At 38.9% G+C, this 17,322-nt stretch carries 20 protein-coding genes; 11 read left to right on the top strand and 9 right to left on the bottom strand.

Annotation, left to right across the window (positions count from 1 at the left end):
• The first annotated feature begins 186 nt into the window (after window positions 1-186).
• From prfB to CXY28_RS04975, 9 genes are all read left to right on the top strand, one after another.
• On the top strand, window positions 187-1,278 hold the full coding sequence (gene prfB / locus CXY28_RS04935) for a peptide chain release factor 2 (protein WP_100979744.1): 1,092 nt from the start codon (window positions 187-189) through the stop codon (window positions 1,276-1,278).
• A gap of 74 nt (window positions 1,279-1,352) precedes the next feature.
• Window positions 1,353-2,096, top strand: a complete 744-nt coding sequence (gene cheZ, locus CXY28_RS04940) for a protein phosphatase CheZ (RefSeq protein ID WP_100979746.1) — start codon at window positions 1,353-1,355, stop codon at window positions 2,094-2,096.
• Between the two features lie 2 nt (window positions 2,097-2,098).
• Window positions 2,099-3,367: a peptidase U32 family protein gene (locus CXY28_RS04945; protein ID WP_015644658.1), complete on the top strand. Its 1,269-nt coding sequence runs from the start codon at window positions 2,099-2,101 to the stop codon at window positions 3,365-3,367.
• Between the two features lie 46 nt (window positions 3,368-3,413).
• The gene (locus tag CXY28_RS04950; protein ID WP_015644659.1) at window positions 3,414-3,677 is read left to right on the top strand and encodes a tetratricopeptide repeat protein; all 264 of its coding nucleotides are present in this window, start codon (window positions 3,414-3,416) and stop codon (window positions 3,675-3,677) included.
• Complete coding sequence (locus CXY28_RS04955; protein ID WP_198542620.1) at window positions 3,668-4,144, top strand: CiaD-like domain-containing protein; 477 nt, start codon at window positions 3,668-3,670, stop codon at window positions 4,142-4,144. Before CXY28_RS04950 ends, CXY28_RS04955 begins: the two co-directional genes overlap by 10 nt.
• A 234-nt stretch (window positions 4,145-4,378) precedes the next feature.
• Complete coding sequence (gene arsR, locus CXY28_RS04960; RefSeq protein WP_000573710.1) at window positions 4,379-5,056, top strand: acid response regulator transcription factor ArsR; 678 nt, start codon at window positions 4,379-4,381, stop codon at window positions 5,054-5,056.
• A 23-nt stretch (window positions 5,057-5,079) separates the two neighbouring features.
• Complete coding sequence (gene arsS / locus CXY28_RS04965) at window positions 5,080-6,447, top strand: acid-sensing histidine kinase ArsS (protein ID WP_100979750.1); 1,368 nt, start codon at window positions 5,080-5,082, stop codon at window positions 6,445-6,447.
• Window positions 6,432-7,403, top strand: a complete 972-nt coding sequence (hemB, locus tag CXY28_RS04970; RefSeq protein WP_100979752.1) for a porphobilinogen synthase — start codon at window positions 6,432-6,434, stop codon at window positions 7,401-7,403. The genes arsS and hemB overlap by 16 nt, the downstream gene beginning before the upstream one ends.
• On the top strand, window positions 7,404-8,126 hold the full coding sequence (locus CXY28_RS04975) for a YebC/PmpR family DNA-binding transcriptional regulator (protein ID WP_000532085.1): 723 nt from the start codon (window positions 7,404-7,406) through the stop codon (window positions 8,124-8,126).
• A 232-nt stretch (window positions 8,127-8,358) separates the two neighbouring features.
• Here CXY28_RS04975 and CXY28_RS08960 read toward each other — a convergent pair whose 3' ends face one another.
• Both CXY28_RS08960 and hcpD read right to left on the bottom strand, forming a co-directional pair.
• A complete protein-coding gene (locus CXY28_RS08960; RefSeq protein ID WP_100979754.1) occupies window positions 8,359-8,562 on the bottom strand; it encodes a hypothetical protein in 204 nt (67 codons plus the stop codon).
• 104 nt (window positions 8,563-8,666) lie between these two features.
• Window positions 8,667-9,572, bottom strand: a complete 906-nt coding sequence (gene hcpD / locus CXY28_RS04985) for a Sel1-like repeat protein HcpD (RefSeq protein WP_100979756.1) — start codon at window positions 9,570-9,572, stop codon at window positions 8,667-8,669.
• Between the two features lie 150 nt (window positions 9,573-9,722).
• On the opposite strand from hcpD, the gene rfaJ reads away from it, so the two are divergent.
• Window positions 9,723-10,817, top strand: coding sequence for an HP0159 family lipopolysaccharide 1,6-glucosyltransferase (gene rfaJ / locus CXY28_RS04990; RefSeq protein WP_100979758.1), 1,095 nt, complete (start codon window positions 9,723-9,725; stop codon window positions 10,815-10,817).
• Window positions 10,818-10,821: 4 nt separating this feature from the next.
• On the opposite strand, the gene CXY28_RS04995 is transcribed toward rfaJ, so the two are convergent.
• Genes CXY28_RS04995 through recA form a run of 6 tightly spaced genes read right to left on the bottom strand, consistent with a single transcriptional unit; the run spans window position 10,822 to window position 15,509 of the window.
• The gene (locus CXY28_RS04995) at window positions 10,822-11,778 is read right to left on the bottom strand and encodes a PDC sensor domain-containing protein (protein WP_052936910.1); all 957 of its coding nucleotides are present in this window, start codon (window positions 11,776-11,778) and stop codon (window positions 10,822-10,824) included.
• Window positions 11,779-11,799: 21 nt separating this feature from the next.
• Complete coding sequence (locus CXY28_RS05000; RefSeq protein WP_001164284.1) at window positions 11,800-12,288, bottom strand: shikimate kinase; 489 nt, start codon at window positions 12,286-12,288, stop codon at window positions 11,800-11,802.
• Between the two features lie 4 nt (window positions 12,289-12,292).
• Window positions 12,293-12,889 carry an AMIN domain-containing protein gene (locus tag CXY28_RS05005; protein WP_181325030.1) on the bottom strand — a complete coding sequence of 199 codons (597 nt, stop codon included), beginning with the start codon at window positions 12,887-12,889 and terminating at the stop codon, window positions 12,293-12,295.
• 16 nt (window positions 12,890-12,905) lie between these two features.
• Entirely contained in the window at window positions 12,906-13,181 is a 276-nt protein-coding gene (locus tag CXY28_RS05010; RefSeq protein ID WP_100979760.1) for a hypothetical protein, read from the bottom strand.
• Window positions 13,174-14,454 carry a phosphopyruvate hydratase gene (gene eno / locus CXY28_RS05015; RefSeq protein WP_100979762.1) on the bottom strand — a complete coding sequence of 427 codons (1,281 nt, stop codon included), beginning with the start codon at window positions 14,452-14,454 and terminating at the stop codon, window positions 13,174-13,176. Before eno ends, CXY28_RS05010 begins: the two co-directional genes overlap by 8 nt.
• A gap of 11 nt (window positions 14,455-14,465) precedes the next feature.
• Entirely contained in the window at window positions 14,466-15,509 is a 1,044-nt protein-coding gene (recA, locus tag CXY28_RS05020) for a recombinase RecA (RefSeq protein WP_100979764.1), read from the bottom strand.
• A gap of 97 nt (window positions 15,510-15,606) precedes the next feature.
• Between recA and CXY28_RS05025 the strand changes: the two genes are divergently transcribed.
• Entirely contained in the window at window positions 15,607-16,470 is an 864-nt protein-coding gene (locus tag CXY28_RS05025) for a menaquinone biosynthesis family protein (protein WP_100979766.1), read from the top strand.
• On the opposite strand, the gene CXY28_RS05030 is transcribed toward CXY28_RS05025, so the two are convergent.
• Complete coding sequence (locus CXY28_RS05030; protein WP_100979768.1) at window positions 16,467-17,234, bottom strand: hypothetical protein; 768 nt, start codon at window positions 17,232-17,234, stop codon at window positions 16,467-16,469. The two genes, CXY28_RS05025 and CXY28_RS05030, sit on opposite strands and share 4 nt — an antisense overlap.
• Window positions 17,235-17,322: the final 88 nt, after the last annotated feature.

The raw sequence follows: 17,322 nt of genomic DNA on the forward strand, positions 1-17,322 counted from the left end.
TCTCCAAAGGCGTAACTTTGCGCACTTCCTGCGCTAGATACGAATGTATGGGGATATGATACCATGAATTGGTAGCATTCATCCCAAACACTAAAGATATTTGGGATTTCTGCTTTGGGTGGTTAAAATGGCTTTCAACAATGCTATAATGGCAAGTTCAAAACCCCACTCATAAAGGTTCTGTTTGTGGATAACTACACCTATAGCGAATTGTTAAAAAGCTTGCAAAACAAATGCGATAATATCGCTTTGATCATCAAGCCTGAAAAGATCAAGCAAGAATTAGAACGCATTGAAAAAGAGCAAGAAGACCCTAATTTTTGGCAAGATGTCTTAAAGGCTAGAGACACCAATAAAGAAAAAGTGCGCTTGAACCGCTTGCTAGAAACCTATCAAAAAACCAAAAATTCTTTAGATGAAAGCGTGGAATTGTTTGAACTCGCTCAAAACGATAACGATGAGGTTACTTTATCCTTACTTTATGAAGAGGCTCCTACTTTAGAACACAGCGTCCAAAAAGTAGAAATTGAAATCATGCTAAGCGGTGAAAACGACGCTTCAAACGCTATTATCACCATTCAGCCTGGAGCGGGAGGGACGGAGAGCCAGGATTGGGCGAGTATCTTGTATCGCATGTATTTGAGATGGGCGGAAAGAAGGGGCTTTAAAAGCGAGATTTTAGATTATCAAGATGGCGAAGAAGCGGGCATTAAAGGGGTCGCCTTTATCATTAAGGGCGAAAACGCTTATGGCTATTTGAAAAATGAAAGCGGGGTGCATAGGCTTGTAAGGATTTCGCCCTTTGATGCGAACGCCAAACGGCACACGAGTTTTGCGAGCGTGCAAATTAGCCCTGAATTAGACGATGATATTGATATTGAAATTGATGAAAAAGATGTCCGTTACGATTATTATAGGGCCAGTGGGGCGGGCGGTCAGCATGTCAATAAAACAGAAAGTGCAGTCAGGATCACGCATTTCCCTACCGGTATTGTGGTGCAATGCCAAAACGACAGGAGCCAGCATAAAAACAAAGCGAGCGCGTTAAAAATGCTTAAATCCAAGCTTTATGAATTGGAATTAGAAAAGCAGCAAAGCACCGCCAAAAATGAAGAAAAAAGCGAGATCGGCTGGGGGCATCAAATAAGAAGTTATGTCCTAGCCCCCTACCAGCAAGTCAAAGACGCGCGCTCCAATACCGCTTATAGCAATGTGGAAGCGATACTAGACGGCGATATTGATGCGATTTTAGAAGGCGTTTTGATTGCTAAAGCTTAAGTGCGCTAAAATGACAGCTAATCAATTATGGTTACTATAAAACGCTTTTTAAAACCAATTGGCAAGGAACAACAATGACACAAGAAGAATTAGACGCTTTGATGAATGGTGGCGATTTAGAAAATTTGGAAGCCTTAGAGGCTAAAGAAGAGACTAAAGGAGAGACTAAAGAGGAAGCTAAAGAGAAAGAAGAGGTTAAAGAATCCAAAGAAAGCTCTAGCCAAAAAATGACCGTCAAAAAAGAAGACGCTGAAAAATACGGCAAGATTAGCCCCAATGAATGGCCTCCCCCTCCCCCCACTGAAGAGCATAAAGTCGTGCATCAATTAGATGATGTTACAAGAGATTCTGAAGTGAAAGCCACGCAAATTTTTGATCAATTGGATTTGATCGGGGCTAGCGCTGAAAAGATCGCTAAAATGGTTAAAAAAATCCAAGAACCTTTGCAAAAACACCAAGAAATTTTTGACAATTTGCATGGCCATTTCCCCCATGTGGAATCTTTTAAAACCGCACTCAACGAACAACAAGAAATCCTAAACGCCCTTAAAAGCATTGAAGAAGAAGCCGCTAATTGCTCTGATAGCTCCATGCAAGCGATGGATATTATGCAGTTTCAAGACATCCACCGCCAAAAAATTGAACGAGTGGTCAATGTCATGCGAGCGCTCAGCCAATACATGAATTCGCTTTTTGAAGGCAAAATTGATGATTCTAAGCGCGTGAGTTCAGCGACTTTTATCACCGGCGATGACGATAAAGATTTAGCCAGCGCTGATGATATTGAAGCCTTGATCGCTTCTTTTGGAGCCAAGTAGTTTTGAACCAAGTTGAATTACTCTCTCCCGCTGGTAATTTAAAAAAACTTAAGATCGCTCTCAACTATGGGGCTGATGCGGTTTATGGGGGAGTGAGCCATTTTTCTTTACGCAATCGCGCAGGCAAGGAATTCACTTTAGAGACCTTTAAAGAAGGGATTGACTACGCCCATGCCTTGAATAAAAAAGTCTATGCCACGATCAATGGTTTCCCTTTCAATTCACAGCTCAAACTTTTAGAAGAACATATTTACAAAATGGCAGAATTAGAGCCAGACGCTTTCATTATCGCTGCGCCTGGGGTGGTGAAACTCGCTTTAAAAATCGCCCCGCATATTCCCATCCATTTATCCACGCAAGCGAATGTCTTAAATTTGCTAGATGCGCAAGTGTTTTATGATTTAGGGGTTAAACGCATTGTGTGCGCGAGGGAATTGAGCCTGAATGATGCGATTGAGATTAAAAAAGCCTTACCCGATTTAGAATTAGAAATCTTTGTGCATGGGAGCATGTGCTTTGCCTTTTCAGGGCGTTGCTTGATTTCGGCCTTACAAAAGGGGCGCGTGCCTAATAGAGGGAGTTGCGCGAATGATTGCCGGTTTGATTATGAATATTATGTGAAAAACCCTGATAACGGCGTGATGATGAGGTTGGTTGAAGAAGAGGGTGTAGGCACGCATATTTTTAACGCTAAAGATTTGAATCTCTCTGGCCATATCGCTGAAATTTTAAGTTCAAACGCCATTAGCGCGCTTAAGATTGAAGGGCGCACCAAGTCCAGTTACTACGCCGCGCAAACCACGCGCATCTATCGTTTAGCGGTTGATGATTTTTACCATAACACCTTAAAGCCGAGTTTTTATACTAGCGAATTGAACACGCTTAAAAACAGGGGTTTTACGGACGGCTATTTGATGCGAAGGCCTTTTGAAAGGTTGGATACTCAAAACCACCAAACAGCCATTAGCGAAGGGGATTTTCAAGTCAATGGCGAAATAACCGAAGACGGGCGTTTTTTTGCATGCAAATTCACCACGACCACTAACACCGCTTATGAAATCATCGCCCCCAAAAATGCGGCTATCACGCCCATAGTCAATGAAATTGGCAAGATTTACACCTTTGAAAAACGCTCTTATTTAGTGCTGTATAAAATCCTTTTAGAAAATAACACCCAGTTAGAAACTATCCATAGCGGGAATGTGAATTTAGTGCGACTGCCCGCACCCTTACCGGCTTTTAGTTTTTTACGCACCCAAGTCAGAGTCTAAAAATGGCGTTTAGAGATTAGGGATTAAAAACGATTAAGAGAAACGCATGCCATTAGAAACTATCACGCTCGCTAATATTTATGAAGAACAAGGGTTTTTTGAAGAAGCGTTGCAAATTTATATTAATATTTTAAAAAAAACCCCTGACCATGCAGAGGCGTTAAAACAAATGAAGCGTTTGGAAAAAATCCAAAAAAATCTCGCTCCTTTCAAACACGATGCATTGTTAAAGCAGCACTATTTAAATTTTATCAAAGGGGATCGTTTGAGCGTTGAGAATTTAGAAAAATGGCTGGTAGAATGGAATTGAAAAACATTATTTCAGAAACCCTTAGTGAAATTGAAAAAATGGCTAAAACCATTGATAATAACTTTGATGCGGCGCAAAAAACGCCCTCTTTTTTCAAAACGCCCCCTTATTTGCAAAACACCCCAAACCCTAAAAATGCTAATGCCCCTTTAGAGCCAAAAAACGCTACTAAAAACGCTGCTAAAATAGAAACGCAAGAAAAAATCACAGAAGAAAAAGAAGAAGAGGTGCCAGAAATCATTACAGAAGAAATCGCACCCAAAAACCCCACGCAAGTGTTAATTCCAAACGAGCGGGTTTTTTTAAAAAATTTATTAGAGAGGACCTTAGTGTTGTTTAAAGGCATACAGGCTTTAGAAGAAAAAGAAGCCATGGAGCGTTTGGATTTGGTGGCGCGTTTCTTGCAATACCAATTGAGCGTGCTTGAAAAACGATTAGAATCTTTGGAGCGAGAAAACACAGAGTGAAAAACGATCAAAGGAATTATTTAAAAACATTAAAAAATAAGGCTTTAATTTTCAATATTCCATGAAAACAAAGCCTTAAATTCCATTAATAACTATGATAATGTTTTGAATTTTTATTTTTAAGATATTTTCAAGGTATCTTTAATAATAAAATGCTAGAATTAGTTCCCTAAAACATTAACAAAGTTAATCGTTTTTAAAGTTGCAGAAATCATTGAAGGAGTTAATTGAAGTATGATAGAAGTTTTAATGATAGAAGATGATATAGAATTAGCCGAGTTTTTGAGCGAGTTTTTGCTCCAACATGGCATTCATGTAACCAATTACGATGAGCCATATACCGGCATTAGTGCGGCTAACACACAAAATTATGATTTGTTGTTGTTGGATTTGACTTTGCCTAATTTAGATGGGCTTGAAGTGTGTAGGCGCATCTCCAAACAAAAACATATCCCTATTATTATTTCTTCAGCAAGAAGCGATGTGGAAGATAAGATTAAAGCGCTAGATTATGGGGCTGATGATTACCTCCCTAAACCCTATGATCCTAAGGAATTATTAGCTCGCATCCAATCCTTACTCAGGCGTTCTCATAAAAAAGAAGAAGTGAGTGAGCCAGGCGATGCGAATATCTTTAGGGTAGATAAGGATAGCCGAGAAGTGTATATGCATGAAAAAAAGCTAGACTTAACCAGGGCTGAATATGAAATCCTTTCGCTTCTCATTAGCAAAAAAGGTTATGTGTTTAGCCGTGAAAGCATTGCGATTGAGAGCGAGAGCATCAACCCTGAAAGCTCTAATAAAAGCATTGATGTGATCATTGGCCGTTTGCGATCCAAGATTGAAAAAAATCCTAAGCAACCGCAATACATCATCTCTGTTAGAGGGATTGGTTACAAATTAGAATACTGATTCTAATGAGGAGTTAAGGGGTTTTGCGTTTCTCTATCTTTTTTAAGGTTGTCGCTTTGTTTATGATAACGCTCTTTAGTTTTGGAGCGTTCGCTTATTATTTCGTGTCTTCTCAAATCAGCCATGAAAACTATCAAAACGAAATGCGCCATTATCAGTTTGTTACCACTATCAATGAAATTTTAAATAACTACTCTGATTATAGAGCCATAGAAGATTACCTCTATAAAATCGGTTTTAGAGAAACCACAATAGAAAATTTAGAAAAGGTTTTAGCCAAAAGACGCCACCAGTTGCACCACAGAAATATTGGGTATGCTGAGGTGTTTAAATTCAGCGACATGGTTTTTATCCTTTTAAAAAAGGATGAGCATTTTGTGCTTTATAAAGATTTGCATTCGGTTTCTTACAGGAATTATTTCTTAGCGATTACGGTGGGTTTGTTATTGATTTTATTCCTCTTTTTATTTGTTTTACAGAGTTTATTGCCCTTAAGAGAGTTGAGATCTCAAGTGAAGCGCTTCGCTCAAGGGGATAAAAGCGTGAGTTGTAAAAGCAAGCAAAAAGATGAAATAGGGGATCTGGCTAACGAATTTGACAATTGTATTCTTAAAATCAATGCGATGAATGAATCTCGGGTTTTATTTTTGCGCTCTATCATGCATGAATTACGCACCCCTATCACTAAGGGCAAAATACTAAGCTCTATGCTCAAAGAAGAATTGCCACAAAAACGCTTCATTTCCATTTTTGATCACCTAAACACGCTGATTGAGCAATTTGCCCGCATTGAGCAGCTCGCTTCTAAAAACTATGGGAGCAATAAAGAAAAATTTTTAATGAGCGATTTGATCGATAAAATTGAAAAAATGCTTTTGATTGACGAAGATAAAAAAAGCCCTATCCATGTGTCCTCTTCCAGTTACATTATTGAAGCGGATTTTGAATTGTTTGCTATAGCGTTAAAAAACATGGTGGATAATGCGATTAAATACAGCGATGACAAACAGGTGTTTTTGGATTTCATCGGCAATGATTTGGTGGTGTCTAATAAAAGCAAACCTTTAAAAGAAGATTTTGAAAAGTATTTGCAACCTTATTTTAAATCTTCTAACCCCAGCCAAGCCCATGGTTTTGGGTTAGGCATGTATATCATTAAAAACGCTTTAGAGGCTATGGGATTGAATTTGAGCTATCATTACAGCAACGGAAGAATTTGTTTCACTATCCATGATTGCGTTTTTAATAGTTTTTACGATTTAGAAGAGGACAATGAAGAGCTACCCCCCCCCCCCGAAAATTTGAGAGAGGTGAGCGGAATGAAGGGAACAGAAAAAGCCAATTGTGGGGTTAAAGAAAAACAAAAAGAGAGAACATGTTCAAACGATTGAGAAGATTACGAAGCAGCGAAAATTTAAGAGCGATGTTAAGAGAAACGCGTTTAAATATTGATGATTTCATCGCTCCCTTATTTGTCATAGAAAGCGGTAGTTATATTAAAAATGAAATCAGTTCCATGCCTGGCGTTTATCAAATGAGTATCGAGCCTCTTTTAAAAGAATGCGAAGAATTAGTGGGTTTAGGCATCAAAGCCGTTTTATTGTTTGGCATTCCTAAACATAAGGACGCAACAGGAAGCCATGCGTTAAATAAGGATCACATTGTCGCAAAAGCTACGAGAGAAATTAAAAAACGATTTAAGGATTTGATCGTTATAGCGGATTTGTGTTTTTGTGAATACACCGACCATGGGCATTGCGGGATTTTAGAAAACGCTTCTGTGTCTAACGATAAAACGCTAGAGATTTTAAATCTTCAAGGGCTTATTTTAGCTGAAAGCGGTGTGGATATTCTAGCCCCAAGCAACATGATGGATGGCAATGTTTTAAGCTTGAGAAAAGCGCTAGATAAGGCTGGGTATTTTCACACGCCCATCATGAGCTATTCCACTAAATTTGCGAGCAGTTACTATGGGCCTTTTAGAGATGCGGCAAACTCTGCGCCGAGTTTTGGCGATCGCAAAAGCTATCAAATGGATTACGCTAATCAAAAAGAAGCGCTTTTAGAAAGTTTAGAAGATGAAAAACAGGGCGCAGATATTTTAATGGTGAAACCGGCTTTGGCGTATTTGGATATTGTTAAAGAAATTAGAGATCACACTTTGCTCCCTTTAGCGCTCTATAATGTGAGCGGGGAATACGCCATGCTCAAACTCGCGCAACAACACAACTTAATCAATTATGAAAGCGTTCTGTTAGAAACGATGACTTGTTTTAAAAGAGCGGGAGCGGATATGATTATTAGCTATCATGCTAAAGAAGTGGCTAACTTATTACAAAGGAATTGAATGGGACGAGCGTTTGAATACAGAAGAGCGGCTAAAGAAAAACGATGGGATAAGATGAGTAAGGTTTTCCCCAAGCTCGCCAAAGCGATCACTCTAGCGGCAAAAGATGGCGGGAGCGAGCCGGACACGAACGCCAAACTACGGACAGCGATTTTAAACGCTAAAGCGCAAAACATGCCTAAAGACAATATTGACGCAGCGATTAAAAGAGCGAGCAGTAAAGAGGGGAATTTGAGTGAAATCACTTATGAGGGTAAGGCGAATTTTGGCGTGCTAATCATTATGGAATGCATGACTGATAACCCCACCAGAACCATTGCCAACCTTAAAAGCTATTTCAATAAAACGCAAGGGGCAAGCATCGTGCCTAATGGCTCTTTAGAGTTTATGTTTAACCGAAAAAGCGTGTTTGAATGCTTGAAAAATGAAGTGGAAAATTTAAAACTCAGCCTAGAAGATTTAGAATTCGCTCTCATTGATTATGGTTTGGAAGAATTAGAAGAAGTGGAAGACAAGATTATTATTAGGGGGGATTATAACAGCTTCAAACTCTTAAATGAGGGGTTTGAAAGCTTGAGATTGCCCATTTTAAAAGCGGGTTTGCAACGCATCGCCACAACGCCCATTGAATTGAATGACGAACAAATGGAGCTTACCGAAAAATTATTGGATAGGATTGAAGACGATGATGATGTGGTCGCGCTTTATACGAATATTGAGTGAAAGGCTAAAAGACTCAAAGGATTTTTAACAAAACCAACAAAAAGTTTTGTCGCTATAAGCTTGTAAAATCCTATAAAGAGTTATAAAAACTCCTTTTTGATTGGATTTTTAATTTTATTTTGATTAGTTTTTGTTTTTATCAAATAGGAATAAGCTTGATTCAATATTCTTTTTTAAAAAACTTGTTTTTAAGCTTTTTTTATGGTTAATTTTTTTGTGGTAGAGCTATTTCTTAAAGCGGATAGGGGGATTTTGAAATAACGCCCCCTTTAACCCCATTAAACCCCCTAAAGAAGCGCTTTAAAAAATTATCGCTTGTGTCTTGTGCAAGCTCTTTTATATTTATTTTAAAAGGCCTTTGAGTATTTTCATTATCAATATGGGAATAAATCCAAACCCTAAATTTGTAGATTTTTATCGCATTCTCAATTTTCATCAATAGAGAATATTAATCCCTATTTGATAGCAAGAGAGGTGAAAGATTCCTATAAGATGAGTTTTAATGATTAGCCCCTAAGCTTTAGCTTATTGCGTATCGTCTTACGTGTCGTTTTGCGCATCATCTTGCAAATCATCAAACTTCTTACCAATCACTTCTTTTAACACTTTACAGCTACCACTAAAGCCTAAAGTACACCCTTTCTTGTAATATGAAACGGCTTTATCTAAATCCTTTGGAGCGCCCTTACCCGTGTAATACATCACCGCCACATTATGGCAACCGCTCCCTTCTTTTAAATGACAACCCTTTTTATAAAGATTCAAGGCTTGCTCTCCATTTTGTTTGACATCCATACCGACTTCATACATGTATCCCAAGCTCACACAGCTCGCCCCATCTTTTAAATGGCACCCTCTTTTAAAATTCGCAAGGGCTTTTTTCAAATCCTTCTCCACACCTTTGGCGTTCCTATACATATACCCTGCAAAGTTACAACTAATGCCGTAATTCAAACTGCAAGCGTATTTAGAAAGAGAAATGGCTTTGGCATAATTTTGCTTAACGCCCGTGCCATTAAAATACATAAAACCTAAACTCCCGCAGCTCACCCCACCCTTTAAGTGGCACCCTCTCCTATAATAATAGAGAGCCTTTGGAAGGTTTTTTTGAACGTCATCACCATCTTCATACATAGAGCCTAAACTCGCGCAAGCGAGATGATTCCTTAAATTGCACCCTCTTCTGTAATAAAAAACGGCTTTTGGAATGTTCTGATCCACGCCATCGCCATCTTCATACATAGAGCCTAAACTCGTGCAACCAACCCCCACCCTTAAATTACAGCTCCTCTTATAAAAAGCCACCGCTTTATGGTAATCCCCTTTCTTAAAGGCTTGAGTAGCCATTTTAAAATATTTCTCACCGGTTGTAGCCACCAAATGACTGAAACAACTCGCCATTAAAAATAAAATCAAAAACCACTTTTTAGTCCAACTCTTTATCATCTCATTCCTTACAAAACTAAGCCAAAGCTCACACAAAGAAAAATCAGTAAAACCCCAATCTAATTGGTTATTATAGTATAATATTCAAAAAAATAAATTCAACTTCGGATTAAATTCAATTAAAAACCTATTTTAGGAAAACCACTTAAAATGAGTATTATTATTCCTATTGTCATCGCTTTTGACAATCACTATGCCATGCCGGCTGGCGTGAGCTTGTATTCCATGCTAGCTTGCGCTAAAACAGAACACCATGATAAAAAACTTTTTTATAAGATCCACTGCCTAGTGGATAACTTAAGCCTTGAAAACCAGTGCAAATTAAAAGAAACTCTAGCCCCCTTTAGCACTTTTATGAGCGTGGATTTTTTAGACATTTCAACCCCTAATCTTTACACCCCTTCAGTAGAACCCTCTGTGATTGATAAAATCCATGAAGCTTTTTTGCAACTCAATATTTACGCTAAAACGCGCTTTTCTAAAATGGTCATGTGCCGCTTGTTTTTGGCGTCTTTATTCCCACAATACGACAAAATCATCATGTTTGATGCGGACACTTTGTTTTTAAACGATGTGAGCGAGAGTTTTTTTATCCCGCTAGATTCTTATTATTTTGGAGCGGCTAAAGATTTTTCTTCTCCTAAAAGCCTTAAACGCTTTCAAATGGAAAGGGAGAGAGAGCCTCGCCAAAAATTTTCTCTCTATGAGCATTACCTTAAAGAAAAAGACATGAAAATCATTTGTGAAAACCACTATAATGTTGGGTTTTTAATCGTGAATTTAAAGCTATGGCGTGCTGATCATTTAGAAGATAAACTATTCAATTTAGCCCATCAAAAAGGCCAATGCGTGTTTTGCCCTGAACAGGATATTTTAACGCTCGCATGCTATCAAAAAGTTTTACAATTACCTTATATTTACAACGCCCACCCTTTCATGCTCAATCAAAAACGCTTCATTCCTAACCAACAAGAAATCGTCATGCTGCATTTTTATTTTGTAGGAAAACCTTGGATTTCACCCACTGCTTTATATTCTAAAGAATGGCATGAGACTCTTTTAAAAACCCCTTTTTATGCTGAATATTCCGTGAAATTCCTTAAGCAAATGACAGAATGTTTAAGCCTTAAAGACAAACAAAAAACCTTTGAATTTCTTGCCCCCCTACTCAATCCAAAAACCCTTTTAGAATACGTTTTTTTTAGATTGAAGAGGATTTTCAAACGCTTAAAAGAAAATTTTTAAACTCTTAGCGTTCTCGTTTGGGCAACACGCTATAAGCGAATTTAACATAAATCGCTAAACTGATCAAAAGCACTGCCACGCCAATAGCCAAATACACCGCATAAGTGATTTTATCCGGTTCGCTCACGCTGAATTTAAACACGAGCATTAACGCTTCAATGGCTAATGCGATAATGATAGAGCCTAAAAACCTGATCATCGTGCGGTGGATCGCATGGTGGTTGTCCCCGCTATTTTTACCCAAAACTTCCTCTTCAAAAATCGCCTTGACTAGATCAAAGGTGGCTAAGGCTAGGGTTAAAAGCACAATGGGGTGGAACACTTCTTTAATGTCAAAACTGCTAAAATTGACAATCGCTGTCCAAAAGCTAGAAATGCATTTCACAAATAAAAGCAGCGACACTAAAGTGAGCATGATAGAAATCATAAAATACATGACCATGCTCCCCTCGCTAAAGGTCCTGAAATACTTTGAAGGCGAGCTGATTTCAATCGCCACCCTCAAAGGGATTTGCAAGCACACCACAAACGCTAGATCGTTATTTTGATCATACACCGGGTAAGATGCGCTCACTACCAAATGGTTTCCTTTTTTAGAAGGGTAAGGGTCGGTTAAAATGCAACGCTTTTCATTCACGGCTTGATAAAAATAATATTTATCGCTAAAACTGGCATGCGATTCTAATTCAATCCCTTCTGTTAAATCATGCTCTAATATCCCCTCCTTATGCCCTTCCTCTTTAAGTTGGCTTGGCTTAAGAATTAGCATGCCTTTAGCGTCTAACACAAAAAAACTTTTTGCCATTTTGATTTCAGCATGCATTCTTCTGATCTGTTTGTTTAAATAATCCAAAGTGATTTCAGGGAGGTGGTTGCGGATATTGTGCGAAAACAAATAGGTAAGATAAGCGTATAACTCGGTGCGGATCTTGGAATATTGGACAATGTCTCTACTTAACATCAAAAGGCCTTTAAAAAGAATTTATGCGATGAATTGTAGCACTTGTTTTAAAGAATTATTTAAACCACCCCTTGCATCAATGATAAAGGAGGCGTTTTTTTCATAGAGAGCTTGACGTTTTTCAAAAAGCTCTTTAGCTTGAGTGAGATCATTCAAAAGGGGGCGTTTTTCCCTTTCTTTTTGGTTCAAACGCTTAATCAAGGTCTCAAAATCAATTTTCAGATAAAAAGTTGTGCCTAAACCCTTAAGGTTATCATGCATCACAATGCCCCCACCGGTAGAAATAACATGGGGGGTTTTGAGCGTTTTTAATTCATCAATCAAATTTTTTTCAAACATCCTGAAATTGTCTTCGCCAAGCTCTTCAAAAATCTCTCTCACGCTCAAGCCCACCCTCTCGCTAATGATCATATCCGTATCCAACACTTCTAATTTCAAAGCCAGCCCCAATTCTTGCGCTAAAGAGCTTTTACCGCTCCCCATAAAACCGATTAAGACTAAATGTTGCATGCTTTTATTTCAATTTTAATTCATACGCCCCATTTTTTTCTTCCAAAAGATAGCGGTATTTCCCGTCTAAAATGAGCGTGATGCGGTAATAATCTTTGTGCGTGCCGACTTTAATGTGAGAAAAAAACTTCTGGTTTAAATCCATATTTTGATAAATATCCAAAGGGCCTTTTTGCGTGTCTAACACGATTCTATAAGGATTGACTAACACAAAAGAGCGCAAAATTTTATAAGGGGAGCGCAAAATTATCGTGTTGTTTGCCATTAAAAAATCAAAATCTTGGATCTGGTAGCGTTTTTCAAAGGCGGCTTGATTAAGGGTGTGTTGGGAAAGTTTTAAAGGGTAGTGCCAATCAATGCTTTTATCAATGCCCACGACTTTAGAATGGATAGAGCCATCAATATCCTGGTAAGTGAGCGTGATTTGTTTTAAAATCCTAGCACTCGTGGGCAAATCCACATGGATTTCTTTAAAATAGCTATCATAGATCCCATTAAAGCCCCCTTGCAAATTCTTGGAATTGATTTCAGGCTCAAAAGGGTTGTCTCTGGCTAATAAAACACTTAAAACCACCACCAAACCTATCATCTTTTTTAACACTACCATTTCCTTAAATCTAATCTCTAGGCCGTAATTCTCTCAATTCAAACAAACGCTTTTGCAAGTGCACATTCTTGCTTTGCAATTCGGTGATTTCTTGTTGCAATCGTTCATGCTTGTCTCTTAAATCCAAATAAACCTCTAAAGAAGAACCCCCAAAAAGCAATTTCCCTAAATAATACCCAAACCCAAGCAGTAAAAGGAAAAAGACAATAAGGGAGCTATGGCTATAAAAAAAATCTCGTGCTTTGTTGTCTTTGATTTTATCGTTTTCAAAAAGGCCACTAGCCATGCTTAAACAACTCTTTACCGATATAAATCCCCCCTTTTAATTCATGCTCAATCTCTAAAAGGCGGTTGTATTTGGCGATCCTTTCACTCCTTGCGGTGGATCCGGTTTTGATTTCTCCCGTATTCAATGCGACCGCAAAATCAGCGATAAAGCTGTCTTCACTCTCCCCGCTTCTATGGCTCATCACGCATTGATAGGCATGGTGTTTGGCTAATCTTATGGTCTCTAAAGTCTCACTAATGGTGCCGATTTGATTGGGTTTGATCAAAATGGCGTTCGCAACGTTTTTTTCAATGCCTTTTTGCAAGATGCTTGCATTCGTTACAAACAAATCATCGCCCACTAATTGGATTTGACGCCCTAATTCCTTGCTTAAAAACGCCCAACCCTCCCAATCGTCTTCACTCAAACCATCTTCAATGGATACAATCGGGTATTTTGCCACCAATTCTTTATAATAAGCCACCAATTCATGCGAATCTAAAATCTTATTTTCACCCTTTAAATGGTAATTGAAATGTTCATCCACTAACTCACTGCTCGCTACATCTAAAGCGAGCACGATTTCTTCGCCTAATTTATAGCCGGCTTTTTCAATGGCTTGAGAAATGACTTCAAGGGGTTCTACATTGTTGTTAAAATTAGGTGCAAAACCCCCTTCATCGCCCACGCTTGTGAGCTGATTCTTTTCATCTAAAAGTTTTTTAAGCGTGTGATAGACTTCCGCGCTCGCTCTTAAGGCTTCTTTAAAACTTTCAAACCCTAAAGGCATGATCATGTATTCTTGAAAGTCTATGGAATTATTCGCATGCGATCCGCCGTTGATGATATTGAGCATCGGCACAGGCAAAGTCAGAGCGTTAGCCCCCCCTAAATAGCGGTATAATGGCAGATTTAAAGCCTTCGCGCTAGCCCTTGCTAACGCCATAGAAACGCCCAAAACAGCGTTCGCCCCTAAATTAGCGTAATTAGGCGTGCCGTCTAAAGCCCTTAACCTCTCATCTACAAAGGCTTGATTGATCGCTTCAAGCCCTATTAAATGGTGTTTGATCACGCTATTGACATTTTCGCATGCCCTTAAAACCCCTTTACCCAAAAAACGGGTTTTGTCATTATCCCTTAATTCTAACGCTTCTCTTTTACCGGTGCTCGCCCCACTAGGCACAATCGCGCTCGCCTTAGTGTTATCGCTCAAAATCACGCTGGCTTGAATGGTAGGATTGCCCCTACTATCCATCACTTCTAAAGCATGAATGTCTTTAATGGTTAGCATCAAAATCCTTTTTATTCCATTTCTTCTAAAGGCTCATCTGGTAAGGGCATGATCTCTTCATTAGAGCCAATGCTCTCTTTAATCTTAAGAGTGATTTCATCCGCTAGGGCTTTATCTTCTTTCAGTAAGGCTTTAGCGTTTTCTCTGCCTTGCCCTAGCTTTTTATCCTGGTAGCTAAGCCATGCCCCACTCTTATCCACAATGTCTAATTTCACGCCATAATCAATGATTTCGCCCTCTTTAGAAATCCCTTCCCCAAACATGATGTCAAATTCCGCTTCTCTAAAAGGCGGAGCGACTTTATTTTTAACGACTTTGGCTTTAGCCCTATTACCGATATGCTGTTCGTTTTGTTTTAAAGTGGCGATTCTTCTAATATCAATCCTAACGCTCGCATAGAATTTTAAAGCGTTGCCTCCGGTTGTGGTTTCTGGACTCCCATAACCCATCATGCCGATCTTCATTCTTATTTGATTGATAAAAATGAGAGTGGTGTTCATCTTGTGCAAAACACCGGTGATTTTCCTTAACGCATGGCTCATAAGCCTTGCTTGCAAGCCCACATGCTGATCGCCCATGTCCCCATCAATCTCCGCTTTAGGCGTAAGAGCCGCCACCGAATCCACCACCACTAAATCAATCCCTCCGCTTCTGGTGATCGTTTCTAAAATCTCTAAGGCTTCTTCGCCTGTGCTTGGTTGGGAAACGAGTAAATTTTCCGTATCCACGCCCAGCCTCTTAGCATAATACACATCTAGGGCATGTTCAGCGTCAATGAACGCGCACACGCCGCCATTTTTTTGGCATTCTGCGATAATGTGCAAGCTTAAAGTGGTCTTCCCGCTTGACTCTGGCCCATAAATTTCAATGATCCTGCCCTTTGGAACGCCCCCAATCCCTAAAGCCAAATCCAATCCTAACGAGCCTGTAGAAATAGCGTCAATCTTTTCTACTTGCTTATCCCCAAGGCGCACTAACGCCCCCTTACCAAAAACCTTATCAATTTGTTTGATCGCTAAAGAAATCGCTTTTTGTTTGTCTTCATCTATTGCCATAAATCACCTTATTGAATTTGATTTGTTTATTCTATCAAATCCTAGCCTAAAATCTATTATAATAAAAGGACTTACCCTATCACAAAAGGATTTTACTTTGATTAGTGTCGCTCATAGCCCTGATGCTGATGATATTTTCATGTATTATGCGATTAAGTTTGGCTGGATAGATTGCCCCATTAAAAACAAAACATTCCATAATATTGCCCTTGATATTGAAACCCTAAACCAAGAAGCCCTAAAAAACACTTATGATGTGAGCGCGATAAGCTTTGGGCTATACCCTAAAATTGCGAATGACTACGCCTTGCTCCCTACAGCGACAAGCTTTGGGAATGGCTATGGGCCTAAATTAGTGAAAAAAAAGGGCGTGAAATTGAAAAAAGATTTTAGAGTCGCATTAAGTGGGGAACACACCACCAACGCTCTCTTGTTTAAAATCTATTACAAACATGCGCGCACCACTTACATGAATTTTTTAGACATTGAAAAAGCGGTTTTGGAAGATAAAGTGCATGCGGGCGTGCTCATTCATGAAAATATCTTGGATTTCCATGATGAATTAGAAGTGGAAAAAGAATTGTGGGATGTTTGGAAAGAACTCATTAAAGTTGATTTACCCTTGCCTTTAGGGGGCATGGCGATTAGGCGATCTATCCCCTTGTATCGCGCGATTTTGATTAAAAAGGCTTTGATTAAAGCGGTTGAAGTTGCGCTAAAACACCAAAATTTGCTCTCTGGCATGCTGTTAGAGCGCTCGCTCATTCGTGTCAATAAAGAGCGCTTACGAACTTATTTAAGCTTGTATGCGAATGAAACTTCAACACGCTTAAGCGAGATTCAAATTCTCGCCATAGACAAGCTTTTTGAATTAGGCTATCAGCATGGGTTTTATGCCAGTTTGTTAAAGACTAAAGATTGCTTGCTCACTGATGAATATTTGCAATACCGCTTTTCTTAATCCAATTCTAATTTATGCGTGAGCAAGTAACGACTCATTCCATACAACAAAAGGATTTTTAAAAAATCCACCCCCCATAAAAGGTAGTATTTATTTTCTTGTAATTCTTGTTGTTGCAAGAAATAATAAAACCCCTCATTGATGCTTAAATTAGAGCTCATTAAGGGCAGTAACGAATTAAACGCTAATTCCAAAACAACCCCTACAAGAATGAACAACAGCCCCCCTAGTAAAAAACGCGCTTTTTTGATCCTAGCAGCGTTTAAAACGCTCAAAACAAATAAAAATTTCATTAAAACAAGCCCTAAAAATAGCACGATACCTAGGGTTTTAGTGGGTTTTAACACAAAGGTTTTTAAAGCGGTGTGCAAGATAAACAGCACGCTGGATTGCGCGTTAAAAAGAGAATAGCCCAAACGCACGCTCGCCACAAACCAGAACAAACTGAAAATAAAAAACACCATAGGGAGCAAGATTTTAGGGAGCAATAAAGACTCTAAACTAATGGGTAAAGAAAAGCTTAAAACCCCCCTTTTAGAAAAAAGCGCGTTGAGATTTTTGATCGCTCCCACACTGATTGCGATCAGTAAAAACGCCCCCAAGACAAAAAAGAGCGTGTAGCTTAGGGTGAGCATGGTCGTTTCTTCAGCGCTTTGAGAGGAAAAACAAACCGCTAAAATAGTGAGCGTTATTAAAAAATTCCCCACAACAACATTCCCTACTTGCCCCAAGGCGTCATGTTTAAAAACTTTTAAAAAACCCATAGCCTTATTATACCCGTTTGGATAGAAAATTCATGGTTTTTAATGATTGAGTGTCAATAAAAAACGCTGAAGGCATTTTTTAAACGCG

Source organism: Helicobacter pylori (assembly GCF_002832345.1).
GTDB lineage: Bacteria > Campylobacterota > Campylobacteria > Campylobacterales > Helicobacteraceae > Helicobacter > Helicobacter pylori_CP.